This is a genomic window from SAR202 cluster bacterium (assembly GCA_016872285.1).
Classification (GTDB): Bacteria; Chloroflexota; Dehalococcoidia; order Lucifugimonadales.
The window spans coordinates 22505-40892 of the sequence record VGZZ01000024.1; the positions used below are offsets into that span (position 1 = coordinate 22505).

Annotated in this window: 20 protein-coding genes and 1 tRNA gene; 7 read left to right on the forward strand and 14 right to left on the reverse strand. The window is 59.2% G+C overall.

Features of this window, described 5'->3' with window-relative positions:
- Window positions 1-14: 14 nt before the first annotated feature.
- Complete coding sequence (locus FJ320_07820) at window positions 15-1178, forward strand: iron-containing alcohol dehydrogenase (protein ID MBM3925878.1); 1164 nt, start codon at window positions 15-17, stop codon at window positions 1176-1178.
- Between the two features lie 137 nt (window positions 1179-1315).
- Here the strand turns inward: FJ320_07820 and FJ320_07825 are convergent, their stop codons facing one another.
- The gene (locus FJ320_07825; GenBank protein MBM3925879.1) at window positions 1316-1615 is read right to left on the reverse strand and encodes a hypothetical protein; all 300 of its coding nucleotides are present in this window, start codon (window positions 1613-1615) and stop codon (window positions 1316-1318) included.
- A complete protein-coding gene (locus tag FJ320_07830; protein ID MBM3925880.1) occupies window positions 1605-2105 on the reverse strand; it encodes a hypothetical protein in 501 nt (166 codons plus the stop codon). Before FJ320_07830 ends, FJ320_07825 begins: the two co-directional genes overlap by 11 nt.
- Window positions 2106-2689: 584 nt before the next feature.
- Here FJ320_07830 and FJ320_07835 point away from each other — a divergent pair.
- Window positions 2690-3823: an amidohydrolase gene (locus FJ320_07835; protein MBM3925881.1), complete on the forward strand. Its 1134-nt coding sequence runs from the start codon at window positions 2690-2692 to the stop codon at window positions 3821-3823.
- A gap of 329 nt (window positions 3824-4152) precedes the next feature.
- Here FJ320_07835 and FJ320_07840 read toward each other — a convergent pair whose 3' ends face one another.
- A complete protein-coding gene (locus FJ320_07840; protein MBM3925882.1) occupies window positions 4153-5130 on the reverse strand; it encodes a cation transporter in 978 nt (325 codons plus the stop codon).
- Between the two features lies 1 nt (window position 5131).
- Window positions 5132-5419 (reverse strand): helix-turn-helix transcriptional regulator, encoded by a 288-nt coding sequence (locus FJ320_07845; protein ID MBM3925883.1) that lies wholly within the window; start codon window positions 5417-5419, stop codon window positions 5132-5134.
- 199 nt (window positions 5420-5618) lie between these two features.
- Between FJ320_07845 and FJ320_07850 the strand changes: the two genes are divergently transcribed.
- On the forward strand, window positions 5619-6524 hold the full coding sequence (locus FJ320_07850) for a polysaccharide deacetylase (GenBank protein MBM3925884.1): 906 nt from the start codon (window positions 5619-5621) through the stop codon (window positions 6522-6524).
- Between the two features lie 339 nt (window positions 6525-6863).
- On the opposite strand, the gene nadC is transcribed toward FJ320_07850, so the two are convergent.
- The 5 genes from nadC to FJ320_07875 all read right to left on the reverse strand — a co-directional run bounded on the left by nadC (window position 6864) and on the right by FJ320_07875 (window position 10845).
- Complete coding sequence (nadC, locus tag FJ320_07855; GenBank protein MBM3925885.1) at window positions 6864-7712, reverse strand: carboxylating nicotinate-nucleotide diphosphorylase; 849 nt, start codon at window positions 7710-7712, stop codon at window positions 6864-6866.
- A 14-nt stretch (window positions 7713-7726) separates the two neighbouring features.
- Window positions 7727-8203: a VOC family protein gene (locus tag FJ320_07860; GenBank protein ID MBM3925886.1), complete on the reverse strand. Its 477-nt coding sequence runs from the start codon at window positions 8201-8203 to the stop codon at window positions 7727-7729.
- A 13-nt stretch (window positions 8204-8216) separates the two neighbouring features.
- Window positions 8217-9437, reverse strand: coding sequence for a quinolinate synthase NadA (gene nadA / locus FJ320_07865; GenBank protein ID MBM3925887.1), 1221 nt, complete (start codon window positions 9435-9437; stop codon window positions 8217-8219).
- A 25-nt stretch (window positions 9438-9462) separates the two neighbouring features.
- Complete coding sequence (miaB, locus tag FJ320_07870) at window positions 9463-10740, reverse strand: tRNA (N6-isopentenyl adenosine(37)-C2)-methylthiotransferase MiaB (protein ID MBM3925888.1); 1278 nt, start codon at window positions 10738-10740, stop codon at window positions 9463-9465.
- A 10-nt stretch (window positions 10741-10750) separates the two neighbouring features.
- Window positions 10751-10845, reverse strand: a tRNA-Ser gene (locus tag FJ320_07875).
- 200 nt (window positions 10846-11045) lie between these two features.
- Between FJ320_07875 and FJ320_07880 the strand changes: the two genes are divergently transcribed.
- The 3 genes from FJ320_07880 (at window position 11046) to FJ320_07890 (ending at window position 13086) form a co-directional block, all read left to right on the forward strand.
- Entirely contained in the window at window positions 11046-11486 is a 441-nt protein-coding gene (locus tag FJ320_07880) for an Lrp/AsnC family transcriptional regulator (GenBank protein MBM3925889.1), read from the forward strand.
- A 153-nt stretch (window positions 11487-11639) separates the two neighbouring features.
- A complete protein-coding gene (locus FJ320_07885) occupies window positions 11640-11909 on the forward strand; it encodes a ferredoxin family protein (protein ID MBM3925890.1) in 270 nt (89 codons plus the stop codon).
- 436 nt (window positions 11910-12345) lie between these two features.
- Window positions 12346-13086, forward strand: coding sequence for a metal-dependent transcriptional regulator (locus FJ320_07890; protein MBM3925891.1), 741 nt, complete (start codon window positions 12346-12348; stop codon window positions 13084-13086).
- A 318-nt stretch (window positions 13087-13404) separates the two neighbouring features.
- Here the strand turns inward: FJ320_07890 and FJ320_07895 are convergent, their stop codons facing one another.
- The gene (locus FJ320_07895; protein ID MBM3925892.1) at window positions 13405-14097 is read right to left on the reverse strand and encodes a chlorite dismutase family protein; all 693 of its coding nucleotides are present in this window, start codon (window positions 14095-14097) and stop codon (window positions 13405-13407) included.
- Window positions 14098-14280: 183 nt separating this feature from the next.
- Entirely contained in the window at window positions 14281-14649 is a 369-nt protein-coding gene (locus FJ320_07900) for a hypothetical protein (protein ID MBM3925893.1), read from the reverse strand.
- A 237-nt stretch (window positions 14650-14886) separates the two neighbouring features.
- On the opposite strand from FJ320_07900, the gene FJ320_07905 reads away from it, so the two are divergent.
- Window positions 14887-16719, forward strand: a complete 1833-nt coding sequence (locus FJ320_07905; protein MBM3925894.1) for a nitrite/sulfite reductase — start codon at window positions 14887-14889, stop codon at window positions 16717-16719.
- 42 nt (window positions 16720-16761) lie between these two features.
- On the opposite strand, the gene FJ320_07910 is transcribed toward FJ320_07905, so the two are convergent.
- From FJ320_07910 to FJ320_07920, 3 genes are all read right to left on the reverse strand, one after another.
- Window positions 16762-17169, reverse strand: coding sequence for a hypothetical protein (locus tag FJ320_07910; protein ID MBM3925895.1), 408 nt, complete (start codon window positions 17167-17169; stop codon window positions 16762-16764).
- Between the two features lie 76 nt (window positions 17170-17245).
- Window positions 17246-17980 (reverse strand): hypothetical protein, encoded by a 735-nt coding sequence (locus FJ320_07915; GenBank protein ID MBM3925896.1) that lies wholly within the window; start codon window positions 17978-17980, stop codon window positions 17246-17248.
- Window positions 17970-18388, reverse strand: a 419-nt coding sequence (locus FJ320_07920; protein ID MBM3925897.1) for a methyltransferase domain-containing protein, incomplete at its 5' end; no start/stop codon positions are given. The genes FJ320_07915 and FJ320_07920, both read right to left, overlap by 11 nt.

The following is an 18388-nucleotide window of genomic DNA, read 5'->3' on the forward strand; positions in this document are numbered from 1 at the left end:
CTCCCTCCCTCCCCATGCTACCGTCCCCTCATCCCTCCCCTGGAGGCCCCATGCCGCCCCTCCCCTCCGACCCCTTCTTAGTCAGCATCCCCGGCGTCCGCATCCGATTCGCCCCCGGCGCCCTCGCCCACGCCGGCGACGAAGTCGCGCGACTCGGTAAATCCCGCGCCCTCGTCGTCTGCGGCAACTCCATCGCCTCCAAGACCCCCGCCCTCACCACCCTCAAACGCGCCCTCGGCTCCAAATACGCCGGCGACTTCACCGGCGTCACCTACAACCTCGACCACCGCGCCTCCGCCCGCGACGCCCTAGCCCAGCTCATCACCGACACCCGCGCCGACCTCCTTATCAGCGTCGGCGGCGGCATCGCCATCGGCGCCGCCCGCGCCGGCCGCACCAAATACCTCTCCTCCCATCCCGGCCACGACCTCCCCATGATCACCGTCCCCACCACCCTCTCCGCCGCCGAGGCCAACGCCGCCTATGTCTCCCTTCCGGGTCATGAGCGTCGAGTGCCTGAACCAGGTTCAAGACCCGCTGTCGCCATCCTCGACCCCGAGCTCGCCGCCCACACCCCCTGGGAACTTTTCTGCTCCTCCGGCTTCAACGCCATCAACCATTGCATCGAAGGCCTCTCCACCACCGCCCGGCACCCCGTCGCCGACGCCTTCTACCTCCACGCCCTCCACCTCGTCGCCTCTAACCTAGAAGACAGCAAAGACCAGGACAACATCCACGCCCGAGGCCAGGCCCTCATCGGCGGCTACCTCTCCGGCCTCATGATAGAAAGCACCTGGCTCGGCATCGCCCACGCCCTCTGCCACGGCCTCCAGGCCACCTTCGGCTCCCCCCACGGCCTCAACAACACCGTCATGGTCACCCAGGGCATGAAATACAACATGCAGCACGCCGTCCAGTATATTGCGATGGCCGCCCAGCCCCTCGGTGTCGTCGCCGGCGATGACGATTACGTCACCACCCAGCGATGCATCAAAGCCGTCGAAGACCTCCGCGCATCCCTCGGCCTCCCCTCCCGCCTCCGCGACATCCCCGGCATCACGCCCGACGGCTTCCCCAAAGCCGCCGGCATCGCCTTCCACGACTTCTTCACCCCCTACAACCGCCGCCAGCCCGAGTCCCCGGAAGAACTCGTCGCCCTCTACCACCAGGCCTGGTAGCCCCTTTTCTAGTGGGGTGTCGTTGGGAAGGGTTTATACGTCATTTCAAGCGTAGTCGAGAAACCTCAACAACACGCCCGCCGCTATCACACCCCGTCTCCACCAACTATGCCTCCCCATCCCATCCCGACCGCCCCCTACACCAACCTCTCCACCACCGCCCTTGACCGCCGACGCTGCTCCTCTATAGCCCCCAGCTCAACTCCCTGCGTCTCCGCCATCCGATGAATGTCGTACACCGTCAGATCCAGCAGCTCCGCGGCCCGTCCCACGCTTATCCTCCCTTCCGACACCAGCTTCAAAACATACTGCGCCGCCCCACGATGCAGCCACTGACGAAGCGCCGTCGCCTTATCAGTGTGTTCCTCCTGCGCGCTCAGCGACGCCAGCTCATCCAAATTCTCCGGTATGCGCAAAGGTACTACCTTACTCTTCATCTCTCTCCCCTTCTTTTCTAAGCTCCTCTCGAGTCTCCCAATACGCCGCCGTTCGAATTAATGGCCTGAGGAGTTCTAACGCCTCTTCTGCCTCGGCTTCTGTCAAAATACTACGCTTAGCCAAAACCAGTACCATATTGGCAGGCGTCAGGTAAGGAATATTTCGAGCTGACAACACCGATAAAAACCGCCGGTCGTCACTCACCACTAAAACATCCTGCTCGCGATCCAAGAGGTCCAGGATACTGCTTTCTCCCGCGCCTAGACCCAACTCCAACTCTTGATATTCCTTTGTCGCGACCAACTCGACAGAATCGCTAATTATCGTTCCGATGGCTTCTGCGTCCTGGTGAAGCCGAGCCTTTCCTTTGGTGACAACCTCGTCAAGCACCGTGCTCGTAATAACGCACGAGAACACTTGGGTCACTTCGGCCAATATTCCGCTTCTATAAAGCTTGATCATCCCATCAGCATCAAAGATTAAACGCACAAGCACATACTAATACAATCTTATACAAGTTACAACTTTACAAGTACTGTCCTTCATAGCCGCTTAATGTGTAGACATCCCAATTTCCATTGTAGGGGCTAGGTCGCCTCGCCCTTCCAAGCCGTTCCGACTGTGACACCTTTTTGTTGCCCCAACCCCTCCCATCCCTTACCCTACCCCCATGCCCCCAACCCACCCGGACTCCACCACCCATCCTGCCCCACCCCAGGGGAGGCCCCCACACGTCCTGCCCAACCACCCGCTCCACACCCCCACCCGCATGTCTGCGCAACGCTACTCCCCTCGATTCTCCCATTACGATGTTCGGATTCGATTGTACATTCGTTTGTCAAATAAAAAAGATTGTTTACTTCTTGTCAGGCGTCAATCCAAAACAAGCCCCATCGAAAACATCTGAAACTCCTCAATTCTTTATCGAAAGTCGTATTCCTTTCCACTCAAGCGTTCCCTTCAAACCCCTCTTGAAATCCTCCCTCTCCATGCCCTAAAATCGTGCCAGGCCATAAGGTCCGCCACAGCCTGATACGATCAGCGGAGTCCGATGTAATCTGACGGGAGGCTATATGCCCAAGTCCAAGGTCAAGGTCATCTCTTCCGACTCCCATATCGTCGAGCCCCCAGACCTCTGGCTCGAACGCATGGATAAGAAAAAGTTCGGCGACCGCGTCCCCCACATGGAACGCGAAAAGGGCGCGGACTGGTGGTACGCCGACCACCGCAAGGTCAATACTGTCGGCTCCATCACCCAGGCCGGCCTCCGCTTTGAGCGTCCCCAGGACATCACTAACGAAGGCAAGTTTCAGGACGTTTTCAAAGGCGGCTACGACCCCCACGCCCACGTCAAGGACATGGACATAGACGGCGTCTACGGCGGCGTCGTCTACCCCTCCATCGGCCTCGCCCTCTACCGCGAAGTGGTGGACCCCGCCTTTACACGCGAAATCTTCGCCGCCTATAACGACTGGCTCGCCGATTTTTGCTCACCCCATCCCGACCGCCTCAAAGGCGTCGCCATGATCAACATCGATGACGATGTCGAGGCCGCCATCTCCGAGCTTAAGCGATGCGCCGACATCGGCCTCGCCGGCGCCATGATCTCCTCCCACCCTCGTGCCGCCGAGCGCTACGAAATGCCCCTCTACGAGCCCTTCTGGGCCGCCGCCCAGGACCTGAACATGCCCCTGGCCCTCCACGTCACCACCAACCGCCCTGAACTCAATAAGCCGCCCCTGGAGATCAAAGTCAAGCGCACCGGCGCGGAAGTCGCCAACAACGACTACTGGGTCCGAGTCTCCCTAGCCCACATCATCCTCTCCGGCGTCCCTGAGCGATTCCCCAACCTCAAATTCGCCAACGTGGAACACGAGCTTGGCTGGATCCCCTTCTTCATGAACCGCCTTGACTTCGTCTACACCGAGCGCCGCCAGTCCAACCCCTACCGATTCAAGGGCGACACCCTCCCCAGCGACTTCATGAAGCGCCAGGTCTACCACTCCTTCCAGGAAGACGCCCTGGGCGTCCAGATGCGGCACCTCATCGGTGTCGACAACCTCATGTGGGGCAGCGACTACCCCCACGCCGAGTCCACCTTCCCCCAGTCCCAGCGCATCCTCAACGAAATCCTCGAAGGCGTCCCCCCAACAGAACGCGCCAAAATCGTCGGCCACAACTCCGCCAAAGTCTACAACTTCGCCTAAAATCGCCCCTTATTCGGCTGACGGACATTGGGTACAAAAAGGCCCTCCCCCTTAAAGGGGAGGGCCTTAACGAGGGGTTCTTGTCATTCTGAGTCCGCCGTAGGCGGATCGAAGAATCTGTTCTGTCTGTAGACTTGAGTAGCCGCCAGTAGTCAACGGAAGTCCATTTCCCCACCTTCTCCCCCTTGATGTTGAGCACCTTAATCTCATTCAATAACGAAATCCCGATAGCATCGGGAGGGGAGAACAGAAGAGAGGGTGAAACCCTAGCATCAACTCGCCTTCATCAATACCACCTCCCACTAGTGTGGGAAGGGGAGACCCCTCCCCTACTGCGCCCTGTGCTCCATATGATGCGCCTCCTGCCGGCACCCATTCGCCTCAGACGCCCCCTCCACCTGAATCGTCACATGCCGAATCCCAAACTCTTTGCTCGCTATCTCCTGCATCTCCGACAGCACCCGCCCACGAGTCTCCACGTCCGCGCAGTCCGTCGTCACATGCGCGCTCAGCACCTCATACCCGGACGTAATCGACCACACGTGAATGTCATGCACCCCCGTCACACCCCGCACACGCTCCAAGCGGCTGCACAGCGCGCCGGCGTTCACATGCGTAGGCGAATGCTCCATCAGCACGTGCGCCGACGCCCACGCCACCCGCGCCCCGCTCCAGAAGATAAACACGGAGATGCCTATGCTCACAATCGGGTCCGCCAGGTACCACCCAGTCGACAGCATCACCACACCCGCCCCCACCACCGCCACCGACTGTATCGCGTCCGTGAACAAATGCACATACGCGCCCCTGGCGTTCAGGCTTTCCGACGCCGCCCGGTGCATGCTCCACGCGGCCACCGACTGTCCCACCAGACCCAGCGTCGCCGCCGCCACCATCGGGAGGCTCTTCACCTCCGGCGCCGCGTCCAGCCGGCCTACCGCCTCGTAAATCACATACCCCGCCGCCAGCCATAGCGTCAGACCGTTGGCCAGCGCCGCGAACACCTCCGCGCGATAGTACCCGTAGCTCTTACCCATCGTCGCTGGCCTCCGAGCGAACCACAGCGCCACCAGCGCCAGCGCCAAAGCTCCTACGTCTGTCAGCAAATGGCCAGCGTCCGCCAGCAGCGCCAGGCTGCCCGTCCAGTACCCCGCCGCCGCCTCCATCGCAAACACCACCGACACCAGTCCCAGCGCCATCAGCAGTCGGCGTTGGCTCTTCCCGCGTTCCGGCCCCATGACGGTAGCGTGGTCATGCTTCGGTCCTTGGCCGTGCTTGTGCATCCTGTTTTGTATAACTTCCGCCACCCTACCGCCCCCTCAAATGTTCCAGCTCCGTATTCAGCAAATCGCGAACGTGCTCGTCGTCCAGCGAGTAATACACCATCTTCCCCTCCCGACGCCCCTTCACCCATCGAAGGCTCCGCAGAACCCTTAAGTGCTGTGACACCGCCGACTTAGTCACCCCCAGCACCACCGCCAGGTCGGCGACGCACAGGTCCGTCCCGCACAAAGCGATGAGTATCTTCACCCGGCTCGCGTCCGCCAGCGCGGCAAACGTCTCCGCCAGGTCCTCCAGCGTCCCATCGGACACCATCGCCTTTCGCGCCTGACGCACCTCCTCAGGGTGCAGCGCCCTGGCCTGCTTGTGGTTTACTTGCTCTGTAACTGTAGGCACCCAAATAGTTTAGCAGTTACTAAACTGATAAATCAAATAGGCACGCCTCCAACACCGTTGTCCCATCCTGTCGCCAATGCTATCCTTTCCCCACCTCTGACATCCCAAGGAGGGCTCCATGGCGGAAAAACACATCCTCTGCGCCTACGGCGTCCACGTTGACGCCGTCGCAGGCTGGATCGGCTCCTACGGCGGCCAGGACTCCCCCAGCGACATCTCCCGCGGCGTCTTTGCCGGCGAGGTCGGCACCCCTCGACTCGTCAAGCTCTTCGACCGCCTCGGCATCAAGACCACCTGGTTCATCCCCGGCCACTCCATCGAGTCCTTCCCTAAAGAGACCAAAATGGTCGCCGACGCAGGCCATGAAATCGGCCTCCACGGCTACTGCCACGAGAACCCCATCGCCATGACGCCCCAGCAGGAAGAGGCCGTCCTTACCCGCTCCATCCGCCTCATCGAAAAGGTCTGGGGCAAGAAGCCCACCGGCTACGTCGCCCCCTGGTGGGAGTTCAGCCACGCCACCGCTGACCTTCTCCTCAAGCACGACATCAAGTACGACAACAGCCTCATGCACCGCGACTACGAGTGCTACTACGTCCGCGTCGGCGACCGCTGGACCAAAATCGATTTCACCAAGCCCGCCGACTCCTGGATGCAAAAATTAGAGCGCGGCCAGGAGACCGACCTTATCGAAATCCCCGCTAGCTGGTATCTGGACGACCTGCCGCCCATGATGTTCATCAAAAAGTCGCCCAACAGCCACGGCTTCGTCAACCCCAACGACATCGAGGAACTATGGCGCGACCAGTTCGACTGGGTCTATCGCGAGTATGACGAGGCCGTCTTCCCCATCACCATCCACCCGGACGTTGCCGGACGGCCCCAGGTGCTTCTTATGCTGGAACGCCTCACCAACCACATCCTCCGCCACCCAGGCGTCCGCTTCGTCACCTTCGACGAAATGGCCCGCGACTTCGCCAAACGCCACCCCCGCAAAAAACCCGCTCCCAAACCCCGCCACTAGCGTATTTGTCATCCTGAGCGAAGTCGGTACTCCGACATAGCCGAAGGGTCATTCCGGCGGAAGCCGAAATCCAGTCCCTTCACTTGGTGGGGGGTGGCAGGGTAATAATACGTCGTTTCGAGCGAAGTCGAGAAACCTCAACGTGCCGTACGCTGCCAACCCCGCAGATGGCTAACCGCGCTTTCCTCTAGCGTGGGCTAAGCACATCAAAGGCGTGTAACAAAAAGAGTGTGTCATCCTGAGCGAAGTCGGTACTCCGATGTAGCCGAAGCCCGTCCTGAGCCTGGTCGAAGGGGATCTATGCCCACCAGCAACCCCCCATCTGGCCCCCTCTCCTGCCTATCCCTCTATATCCAAGCTTATATCCAGCGCCTTGGCCGAATGCGTAATCGCCCCCACCGATATTATGTCCACCCCCGTCTCCGCCACCCGCCGCACCGTCTCCAGCGTCACCCCTCCCGACGCCTCCACCAGCGCCCGCCCGTTAATCGCCTTCACCGCCCCGGCCATCTCCTCCAGGGACATGTTGTCCAGCATTATGATATGCGCCCCCGCCTTCAGCGCCTCCTCCACCTCCACCATGCTCGTCACCTCCACCTCAACCTTCAGCGTGTGCGGCGCCTTCGACAGCGCCGTTGCCAGCAGCTTGGGCAAGCCTACCCCTCGCTTCCGCAGTATCTCGATATGGTTGTCCTTAATCAGCACCCCATCCGCCAGGTGCATACGATGGTTCCGACCGCCGCCCGCCCTCACCGCGTACTTGTCCAGATAGCGATACCCCGGTGCTGTCTTCCGAGTATCCACAATCTGGGCCTTGCACCCTTTCACCGCCGCTACATACTTGGCCGTCTCCGTCGCGATGCCGCTCAGCCGCTGCGCGAAGTTCAACGCTGTCCTCTCTCCCCGAAGCAGCACCCCCACCCTTCCCGTAGCCCTGCCCAGCAAATCCCCGGCCTTTATCGCCCTTCCATCCTCCATCAAAGCCTGCGTTTGCACTGTGGAGTCGATGTGCTTGAACACCTCCAGCGCCAGTCCCATCCCCGCCAGCACCCCCGATGCCTTGGCGCGGAACACCGCCACGCCCTGCGCATCCGGTGGAATCAGGAGGTTTGTCGTCACATCGTTATAGACCTGGTCCTCCGTGAGGGCCAGGTCTATAAGTCGCCGAATATCAGGCGTGATTTCCAGCACAGCGCTGGCTTCTAGGCGTCGCTGGCTGCGAGCGCCTCTTCCTCTAACGGCAGCGGGAACTTGGCCCCGCCCGTAACATTAGCCCCCTGCGGCCATTTGTCCCTCGTCAGCTCGTAAAAGCACTCAATCTGATTGCCGTCGGGGTCGTGGAAGTAAACGCCCAGCGATATGCCGTGGTCGCCGATGCTGAACTGCCGCTTCTCACGCTTCAGCCGCCCGTGCAGCGACCGCAAGTCGTCCATCGTATCCAACTGCCACGCCATATGCGCCAGCCCCACGCGATTCTTCTCCGGCCCGGGCGTGTCGTCGCCCATCGCTATCATCGCCAGCTCGTGCGACGAGTCCGCATGCGCCGAGAGAAACACCATCTTCTCGCCTATGCGTCCTGTCTCCGATAGCCCTAGCCAGTCCTTATAGAACTCCTCGGAGCGCTTCAAATCACGAACTTTTATAACCAGATGTCCCAACTGTCGCGGTGTCTTTCCCATAAGAATCCTCCCTTTACCTCACCTGAAGCATTCGCTCCAGGGCCACCTGCGCGTGCTTCTTTGTCTCCTCGTCCACCTTTATCTCGTTCACCACCTGCCCCTCCAGCAGCCCGTCCAGCACCCACGCCACGTACGCCGGATGGATTCGGTACATCGTCGAGCACGGGCAAACTATCGGGTCCAGGCAGAACACCACCTTGTCCGGGTTCTGCTTGGCCAGTCGATTGACCAGGCTTATCTCTGTCCCCACCGCCCACACACTCCCCGACGGCGCGTTGTTGATCGCCTTCCGAATAAACTCCGTCGACCCGTGCATGTCGGCGGCCTGCACCGTCTCCATGGTGCACTCCGGGTGCACGACGACCTTCACATCAGGGTATCGCTGCCGCGCCGATTCAATCTGTTTCACTGTGAACCGGGTGTGCACTGAGCAGTGGCCCCGCCACAGGATAAGTTTCGACTTCTTCAGCTGCTCCGGCGTGTTCCCCCCCAGGGGCTTGAATGGGTTCCACACCGCCATCTCGTCCAATTTAACGCCCGACTTCAACCCCGTGTTTCGTCCCAAATGTTGGTCCGGCAGGAACAGTATCCGTCCCGCCCGCTTGTACGCCCACTCGAACACCCCCGGCGCGTTGGACGATGTGCAAACTATGCCGCCGTTCCGTCCGCACAGCGCTTTGATCGCCGCCGTCGAGTTCATATAGGTCACCGGCAGCACTTCACCCTTCCCCAATACCTCCTCTAGGTCGTCCCACGCGTCCGCGACGTCATCGCTGGGCGCCATATCCGCCATCGAGCATCCCGCCGTCATATTGGGAAGTATTACTCGCTGCTGCGGCGCGCATAGAATCCGCGCCGTCTCCGCCATGAAGTGGACGCCGCAGAAGATAATAAAGTCCGCCTCGGGTCGCGACGCCGCCTCCTTGGAAAGCAGATACGAGTCGCCCTGAATGTCGGCGTACTCAATGACCTCTTCGCGCTGGTAGTGGTGGCCCAGGATGATGACCTTCTTACCCAGCTTCTTGCGCGCCGCGCCGATTCGGCGGTCTAGTTCCTCCGCCGACAGGTGTAAATACTCGACGGGAATCTTCTGCCAGCGCACGTTTACCTTCAGCTCTTCCATCAAAGGCTTGGCCGGCAGTTCGTCCGACGACTTACAGAAGCCCGAATGCTCTATCTCGGTAATCGGGAGCGTCGGCTTCTTGGTTGTCAGTTCTAGTTTTGCTGCGTTCATTGGACACAACCTCCTTTCGGGGGCTCTAGTCCTTCACCGCGCCCTGCAGCGACCAGGGGCTGGTCGACTCGATCTTGACCTTCACTAACCTTCCGAGCATGTCCCTATCGTCTTTGAAGAATACCAGCTTGTCCGTCCGTGTGCGACCCTGCCACTTCCCGCCCTTCTGCCCATCCACCAGCACCTCCACTACCGAATCCTGCAATCGCTGGTTCTTCCTCGTCTGTATCTGCTCCTGCAGCGAGTCCAAGGCCTTCAGTCGATATTCCTTCTCTTCAGGCGTCACATTATCCGCCAGCTTCCGCTCCGCGTAAGTGCCCGGTCGCGTCGAATAAGCGGCGGCATGTACCTTATCGAACTCCATCTCCTCCACCAGCCGCAGCGTCCGCTCGAACTGCTGCCCTGTCTCCCCCGGGAACCCCACAATTATATCGGTGCTTATTGCCACATCAGGAATGGCGCCACGTATCTTGTCTATCAACCGTCTGTACTCATCCTCGGAATAGCGGCGCCGCATATTCGCCAGCACGTCGTCGTCCGCCGCTTGTATCGGCAGGTTGATATGCTCGCACACCTTGTCGATGTCTTTCACGGCATTGATAATACGGTCGCTCATAAAAATAGGGTGAGATGTTAGAAATCGGACTCGCTCTAATTCCGGCGTCTCGCTCACGGCGTGGAGCAAGTCCGCCAGGTCTGGCTTTTCGCTCAAATCGTGCCCGTAGGCGTCCACCGTCTGCCCCAGCAGCGTCACCTCTCGCATGCCGCGCTGCGACATTAATCCCACCTCATGCACAACCTCCTGAACAGGCCTGCTCACCTGCCGCCCCCGACGAAACGGGATTATGCAGAAGGTACACATCAAGTCGCAGCCGTGAATTACCGGCACATAGCTGGACACTGACGGCTGCACCGGGGCCAGGTTCGCCAGGCATCCCTGTACGTCCACCTCCATCCGACGCCCCAGCAACTCTAGCAGCGGCTCGTACTGCTGGGGACGTATAAACACGTCCACGTGGCCGAACCTGGACTGCAGATCTTGCGTCTTGGGCCCTACCATGCACCCCATCAGCGCCAGCACCTGCTCTGGCCGACGTCGTTTGGACGATTTCATCAGCCCCAGCGTCCCCACCACCTTGTCTTCCGCGCTTTGCCGCACCACGCAGGAGTTCAGCACCACCACGTCCGCCTCCCTGGCCGACTCCGTCGCTAACAGGCCCAAATGCTCCAGCGCCGACGCCAGCCTCTCGGAGTCGGCCTTGTTCATCTGACAGCCTATAGTCCAGATATGGTAGCTTTTCATGGGGGTTGGATGGCGGAGGGAGCGAGATTCGAACTCGCGAGGCCAGCTTTAGACCAGCCCAAGCGCTTAGCAGGCGCCCGCACTAGACCACTATGCGATCCCTCCAAGCCCCTTCTACTATATCAGGACGCCTATGCTGCGGCAATTGAATTTGCGCCCTTTCCGCCATGTCTTCCCATCTGTAAGAATCGGCCAAGGAGACACAAAATCGTGGTCGCTATCAGCAGTCCCCAGTACCCCGTTGACAGTATTCGTCTACCCTCTTATCATGATTTTGCTAAATTTCTCTATACTACGAGGAAATAATGGATGAGCTAGACCGCAAGATTATCGAAATTCTTCAAACTGACGGCCGCGCCTCCAATGCCAAAATCGCTAGGGAGGTAGGCGTCAGCGAAGGCACCGTCCGCCGCCGCCTGCGCCGCCTTGTTACGGATAACGTCGTCAAAATCATCGCCGTCCCCAACCTGGACAAAATGGGCTACTCTACTGCCGCCCTCATCGGCCTCCAGACCGCCCCCGGCTACCTCGACACCGTCGCCGACTCGGTAGCAGCCATGAAAGAGGTCCACTACGTCGCCATCACCACCGGCGCTTTCGACGTCTTCGCTTGGGTCGGCATGACTTCCACCGAAGACCTTGGGATATTCCTTCGGACAAAAATCGGCACCATACCCGGCGTCACCAGGACCGAAACCTTCGTCAACCTGGCCATTAAAAAGCGCACCTACGGGCTGGTCCTCTAGGCCGCCCCTTGCGACGCTGGTTTTCGACGAAATTTTGCCATTTCGGGGATTCTCCCTTGCATAGACCTATGGCTATGCTATAATCTGCCACTTGGAAAAAAGTCCCTTGGCCTTAGCGTGAGGGCGCACAATTAGAGAAGGAGTTTCAGTTTCATGACCTATATCATCGCCGAGCCTTGCGTTGATGTGAAAGACAGCGCGTGCGTGGATGTCTGCCCGGTGGACTGCATCTACACCACCGACGCCGACAACATGTACTTCATCAACCCCGATGAGTGTATCGACTGCGCCGCCTGTGAGCCTGTCTGTCCCGTAGTCGCCATCTTCCCTGAGGACACCGTCCCCCAGCAGTGGAAGAACTACACTAAGTTGAACTACGACTACTTCAAAAACCGGGACCTCTCCACCCTCAAGCGCAAGTAACCCCCGATTAACCCTACCCAACCAAGAGGCTGCCGTTAGGCAGCCTCTTTCTTTGTGTCCCCACCGACCCCGAAGCCAATATACTCTCATTTGTAGCGATTCGAGGCGAGCATTTACCAATTCAAGCTAGCAGGTATTAGCCATGCCTTTTCGACCATCCCCTTCCTCACGCAGTAAACTTGCGTCCATCCGGTTGTCGATGCCTCGGAGCAACTCTTGTGCGTGTCTCATCTGGTTCTCCCTCTTCTCCTATTGCAAAGGAGAAGAGGGAGTTAGAGGGTGATGAGGTGATTCAATTATTCTTCCCCTTCCAGCAGGAAGGGGCAGGGGATGGTATCCCAATTTTGAACAAGATTGGTAACTACTGTACGATACTGTGCGCCCTCACCCGCATAATGCTAAAATCATTGTCAAAACCACGCCAGCCTTAAAGGAAATGCCCAAAACCCTCTCTGAAAGAAAGGAAAACAACATAGACCCTAGAGACCGCCACTCCTCCGTCATGGAGAATTACCTCCTCTCCCTCTACATCCTCAAAGAGGAGCAGGAGCGGCCCACCCTAACCTCCCTGGCCGCCTACCTCCGACGCCTCCCCGTGGCCGAAGGCCTCGGCACCTCCCTCCCCACCGTCCTAGGCATGCTGCGCCGCATGACCCGCGACGGTCTTATCCAGATGTCCCCTCAGAAAGAAATCGAGTTCACCGACAAAGGGCACAAGACCGCCGCCGCCATCGCCCGCCGGCATCGCCTGGCCGAAAGGCTGGTCGTCGATATCCTGGGTGTCGACCTCCCCCGCGCCGACCAGGAGGCCCACATCCTCGAGCACGGCATCACCCCCTACCTCGAAAGCCGCATCCGCAAGGCCGTCGGCGACCCCGTCACCTGTCCCTTCGGCAAGCCCATCCCCGGCAGCCGCTACACACCCCCTAAGGGAAAAGTCTTCCCCATGAACCAGGCCAGGCCGGGTCAAGCCTACCGAATCAGCAGCCTCCCCGACGAAGACCCTCGACTTCTGGAGTTCCTCTGCCGGCACAACCTCCTGCCCGGCCAAAAGGTCACAATCCTGGAAATCGGCGATTATCGAGACGTCATCACCTTCCGCACCGACCACGGCGAGGCCGCCCTGGGCTTCGCCACCGCCGCCCGCATCTACATCACCGAACCCAACGGCGACTGAGACGCCAAGCGCTCCTCTTACCCGTTTCGATTGATGCTTTCTCAGTACGAAGAAGTGAGACGAAGCCGAGGAGATACCCGCCTGGTCTCTCCCCCTTGAGACGCTTGATGCACATTAAGCCACGAGCCTTTTGTTCAGACGGGACTGGGGGATTCCCATCTGGTACTCCCCCTTCGGCCTGAAAGGCGAAGGGGGAGCTAGAGGGGGTTGTGGTATATCTTTTTTTATTGTCCCTCTTCTCCCGACTACGGGAGAAGAGGGACAAAGGGTGATGAGGGCGCCCCGATTAAGACCAAGGATAGATTTTTGGACCCACCCCTACCCCAGCGCCTGCAAACACTCCCTCAGCGGCGTCTTAACGCACGTAAACACCGGCGTGTCCCTCAGGGTATACGGCCTCGCCGTCGATTCCCTCAATTCCATCACCAGCCTCACGAAGTCCTCCGGACTGGCCGACTCGAAACCCAGCACAAACTCCGGATCGTCAAGCCCAAAGGCGTACGTCGTATGTATCTTCACCGATGGGTAACGATGCCCCACCGTAAAGTGCTGGTTCATTATCTCCTGGCGCTTTTCCGAAGCAAGCTGATACCAGTCGTGGGTCTTCCAAAACGGATATATAAAAAGATATGGGTCGCCCTTGGGTTTAATCGAGCCGGTGTGATGCGTCTGCCCCTGATGGCTGTGCCCCCCCACATACTGCGAAGGCCGGGTCATCGCTAGAAACGAGTGCGGGGTCGTCAAATAAGCCCCTAGCCCCGTTCCCGCCGCCCTCACCCACAACTCCTGCAGCATCTCCAACGATGGCGATATCTGCCACAGCATGAAGTCCACGTCGCCCCGGGTCCCCATCAGGCTGTAGCTGTGCATCTCCATTCGAGGCGCAAACTCCTCCACCACCGCCTCAAACTCCGCCCGGCCCCGCTCCCTCTCCAATGCCGGCAGCCGCCGCCACTCCGGCTCTGCCTTCAAAAAACTGTATCTGACAAACGACGGCGTATTTTGCGCCATGCTCCGCTCCAATATTCAAATCCACCCTATGTTAACAGGACATACCCCTTTTGCTAACCCGTCCATCTATTGAGTGCGTGTTCTTTAGGCTTAAGGGCCAGCGTTCCCTAAACAGGATTACGACTAGAAGATTGAGGAAGGTTACGGTGCATTGCTACCTGGCGCTGATTGCGCTCCAAGCATCTACATACCAATCGTCGTAACATTGCCATCGTCGTCTTCTACAAATAGCTGACCATCCTTCTTCTGTATCTGTGGACGGCCAAATCTATTTTGAGGGATTTGATTTGCTTCTAGCTCCCTAATTTGGCTTTCCATCTTCTCGTAAAGTTGTGTATTGCGGGACATAGAACGTATGAGCAATAGGAGTATCAAAATAGAAATTGGTCCTGTGCCGGCGGTTATCCAAACAAGGAATTCTTCCATACTAGGTGCTCCTAATCGCTCTGCAATAGTCCACCAGCTTAAAACGACCCCTGGTAGCTGTAGCAAGACGAAAGCTATCGCTGTTTTCCAAGGATAGCGGTGTACCAAGTTTGCCAATCGGTTCATACCGAACCTCCTGAGAGCGTGCGGCGATTGTACTCCGCCTGGCAGGAAGCGTGCGAGAAATATGCAACACGCTCTGTTGACAGATTATCTAGTGTCACACTAGACTATCCGAGATGAAACTTACCGCTCGCTGCTCCTGTACCTGCCTGCTATAGAGGCGGCAGGCACGGCTTAAAACCAGGGACTGCGCCTCACGCCATCGAGGATTGCAGTCCTATTTCTTTTATGAGGTGACCCTTGACACAGACCGCCAAGCAGACCCAGTGGGAACGCCACCTGGAAAGCATGAAAATTGCTCCCGCTTCCAATGGAATGATTCCCTATCTTCCCCAGGAAGTGGAAGACTACAAAAAAGAGGTCAAGGCCTATCGCGAAGGCCAGCGCCCCGAGGCCGCCTTTATGAGCTTCCGCCTCCATCAGGGCGTCTACGGCCAGCGTCAGCCCGACTCCCAGATGTTCCGAATCAAAGCCCCCGGCGGCGTCCTCACGCCCGACGCTCTTGTCGCCGTCGGCCAGGTGGTCGAAAAGTTCGCCCCCCTCAAGAAGGGCCACATTACCACCCGCGAAAACATCCAGATTCATCACATGAAGCTGGAGACCGCCGCCCAAGCCATGGAGATCATCGGCAAGGCCGGCCTCAGCACCCGCGAGGCCTGCGCCAACACCGTCCGAAACGTTGTTGCCCCGGCCACCGCCGGCGTCTGCCACGACGAGCTTTTCGATATCATGCCCTACCTTGCCGCCTACGTCCGATACGCCGTCCGAAACCCCCTTACCCAGGACTTCCCCCGCAAGTTCAAGACCTCCTTCAGCGGCTGTTCTGCCCACGACTCCATTATCTCCCCCCTCCACGACTACTCCCTCATCGCCCAGGTCCGCCGCGAAAACGGCGTCGAAAAGTGCGGCTTCAAAATCCTCGTCGGCGGCGGCACCTCTATCATGCCCAGGCTTGGCAAGGTCCTCTACGACTTCGTCCCCGTCGAGGACTATCTCCGCGTCACCCAGGCCGTCTGGATTGTGTTCAATAAGGCCGAAATGCTTCGCAAAAACCGCATGATGGCCCGCATCAAGGTCCTTATCGACCGCATCGGCTTCGACGCCTTCAAGGCCCAGGTGGAGGAAGAACTGAAGAACCTCGCCCCCATCGACCCAACCCCCCTTATGGCCCTCGACCCTGTCCTCAAGGAAACGCCCCCCGCCCTTCCCAAGTCTGCCCCTGCCCATCAGTCCTTTCCTCAAGAATTCCTCCAGTGGAAAGAATCCAACGTCGTGGCCCAGAAGCAGAAGGGCTACTTCCTCGCCTACGTGACCATCATCCAGGGCGACCTCAGCCCCCAGCAGTTTTACGGCCTGGCTGACATCGTCAAGAAATACACCGGCGGCACAGCCCGGACTACCCCCGAGCAGAGTCTCGCCCTTCGATGGATCCCTGAGGCCCGTCTCTTCGATGTCTGGAAGGCCCTCGGCGCCATCGGCCTGAACGAGGCCGGCGTCCACACCATCACCGACGTCGTCTCCTGCCCCGGCACCGATAGCTGCAAGCTCGGCATCACCTCCTCCATGGGCCTGGGCCGCGCCGTCCGCAGCGAGCTGCTGGCCCAGTCGGACCTCCTGGAAGACCCCCTGGTCAAGCAGATGCACGTCAAGATAAGCGGCTGCCCCAACGGCTGCGGCCAGCACCACGTCGCCGATATCGGCTTCCACGGCGCAGCCATGAAGGGCGCCAACGGGCAGCAGGTCCCCTCTTATGAGCTTTTCCTAGGCGGTTTCTACGGCGGCCGCTCCATCGACGACACCACCTACGGCCAGCGCGTCCCCCGCCTCAAGGTCCCCGCCAAACGCGTGCCGGAGCTGGTCACCAAAATCACGCGGCAATACCATCAGGACCGCCAGCCCGACGAGACCTTTAACCAGTACCTCAAGAGGGTCGGCGTAGCCCCCATAACCAAACTGGTGGAAGAGTTCTCCCAAATCCCCGACCTCAACGGCCACACCCAGGAATTGTACATGGACTGGGAAAAGACCATCGCCTACAAAGTGGAGCGTGGCGAAGGCGAGTGCTCCGTCTAGCGTCAGCCTAGGAGGTCTGCTAAGAGATTAAGAGGCGCTGGCTTATCTGCCCCGGATCCAGCGCCTCAATCTTTCTCGGATAGAACGCCTCTCCTCCATCGGCTGGCCGCGCCACCGTTTCTCATACTTGAACGTAGAGGAAGGCATAAAGAAGAGCAGGTAGGCTAAGAACAGAAAGACCACCCCGACGCCGAAAAGAAGATTAATTGTGCCGGACACCAGCAGGAACTGGTTAATCAGCACTATCGCTATAAGGAGCGATAGGCAGGCCAGGACGATCTTGCCCGCCGATACACGAAAGTTAGGTTTGAACCGGCTGATTCCGGACAACCGGCTGTTTTGGACGTCAGGCGCTCTGTACCTCTTCGCCTGTTTTCGAGAGGCCTTAGGGTTATCCTTCTCGGCCTTCTCCAGAATCTCTTCGATTTCCCTTATGAATTTGTCTGCCATGGCCCATCCCCTTTTACAATCCAGAAGGTAACATTGGCCCTAAAACCTGTCAACGGCCAGTCCGACTATGCAGGCCTCAGGCTTTGGCCAGCAGCAAAGCCCCCGCCAGCAGCGTCACGAAAACGCTCAATCCCATCAGCGCCCGCTCCACCGGCCTCAACATCCCCTCCTTCGTCAGCCGCGCCTGGACGCCTCGCCCCTCCTCCACCGCTCCCCGCACCGCCACAACCCGCCGCCTTAAGTATCGCGACGGCGTGCTGAGCATTCGCTGCGCCGCGCTTAAAGCAAACGCCGCGCCCGCCGCTGTTGCCGCCGCCAAGTCCAACGACTCGGCGTTCACAAAATACCCCGTCAGCGTCGGGAAAGCCCCCCAGGCCAGGCTGAACCAGAAAATATTATGAAACTTCCCACCAGCTAATTCTAGGTTATACGACACCACAAAGAATCCGCCAGTGGCTATGAACGCCAATAGCCAGGGAGTCGTCACCATTACTCCATACACCCCCAAAGCCGCCGCCCCCGCCAGTGACGCCATGGCAAGGAACACCAGGACCGGGGCCGGTATCCCGCTCTTCAGCGGCCGTCCCTTAAGCTCGTCCAGAGCGTGGGCGGATATCCCCACCGCCAGGAAGAACCCCAGGCAGGCGAGGCCTAGCCGGCTCCAGTGCGCCTCAGGCGCCAGCGACCATCCAATCGCGACATAGCTTACGTTCCACAATGTGTAGGGGAGATGCAGCAGGTTCAAATAGCTGCGCCACGAGCCGGGCCTTAAAGCGTAAAAGGACCCCTGGTCCTTTATATCAGGCCCCATCAGCCTTCCTGCCCTTGATAATCACGGCGCCCCCAAACGACAATCGTGTTACCTTCACATCCCTTATCCCTGCCTCTTCCCACAACCTCTTCTGCTGTTCCATCGGATACTCGCGATACAGCCCGCTAATGCTCCCGCCCAAAAACGCCCCTGCCGGCATCACTACCCTCGTGTATAACATCCACAACTGCTTTGCCCCAAGACCCTGCGGCACGCCAAACTCCAGCGACGCCATCATACCCCCTGGCCTCACCAGCCGCGCCAGTCCCTTGATAGTCGATGGCACATCCTCCACATACCGCAGCAGATAAGTGAACACCACCACCTCGAACGACTCCTCCGCGAACGGCGGCTTCTGGGCGTCCGCCAGCGCCAGCGTCACCTGCCCTTTAGCTATCTCGAATGCCA

Excerpts from the sequence above, each read along its gene's own strand:
- FJ320_07820 (MBM3925878.1), top strand. The coding sequence starts at position 15 with ATGCTACCGTCCCCTCATCCCTCCCCTGGAGGCCCCATGCCGCCCCTC.
- miaB (MBM3925888.1), bottom strand. The coding sequence starts at position 10,740 with ATGAAAAGCTACCATATCTGGACTATAGGCTGTCAGATGAACAAGGCC.
- FJ320_07880 (MBM3925889.1), top strand. The coding sequence starts at position 11,046 with ATGGATGAGCTAGACCGCAAGATTATCGAAATTCTTCAAACTGACGGC.
- FJ320_07890 (MBM3925891.1), top strand. The coding sequence starts at position 12,346 with ATGCCCAAAACCCTCTCTGAAAGAAAGGAAAACAACATAGACCCTAGA.
- FJ320_07900 (MBM3925893.1), bottom strand. The coding sequence starts at position 14,649 with ATGAACCGATTGGCAAACTTGGTACACCGCTATCCTTGGAAAACAGCG.
- FJ320_07845 (MBM3925883.1), bottom strand. The coding sequence starts at position 5,419 with ATGGTGTCCGATGGGACGCTGGAGGACCTGGCGGAGACGTTTGCCGCG.
- nadA (MBM3925887.1), bottom strand. The coding sequence starts at position 9,437 with ATGAACGCAGCAAAACTAGAACTGACAACCAAGAAGCCGACGCTCCCG.
- FJ320_07915 (MBM3925896.1), bottom strand. The coding sequence starts at position 17,980 with ATGGGGCCTGATATAAAGGACCAGGGGTCCTTTTACGCTTTAAGGCCC.
- FJ320_07850 (MBM3925884.1), top strand. The coding sequence starts at position 5,619 with ATGGCGGAAAAACACATCCTCTGCGCCTACGGCGTCCACGTTGACGCC.
- FJ320_07825 (MBM3925879.1), bottom strand. The coding sequence starts at position 1,615 with ATGAAGAGTAAGGTAGTACCTTTGCGCATACCGGAGAATTTGGATGAG.
- FJ320_07885 (MBM3925890.1), top strand. The coding sequence starts at position 11,640 with ATGACCTATATCATCGCCGAGCCTTGCGTTGATGTGAAAGACAGCGCG.
- FJ320_07895 (MBM3925892.1), bottom strand. The coding sequence starts at position 14,097 with ATGGCGCAAAATACGCCGTCGTTTGTCAGATACAGTTTTTTGAAGGCA.
- FJ320_07910 (MBM3925895.1), bottom strand. The coding sequence starts at position 17,169 with ATGGCAGACAAATTCATAAGGGAAATCGAAGAGATTCTGGAGAAGGCC.
- FJ320_07835 (MBM3925881.1), top strand. The coding sequence starts at position 2,690 with ATGCCCAAGTCCAAGGTCAAGGTCATCTCTTCCGACTCCCATATCGTC.
- FJ320_07860 (MBM3925886.1), bottom strand. The coding sequence starts at position 8,203 with ATGGGAAAGACACCGCGACAGTTGGGACATCTGGTTATAAAAGTTCGT.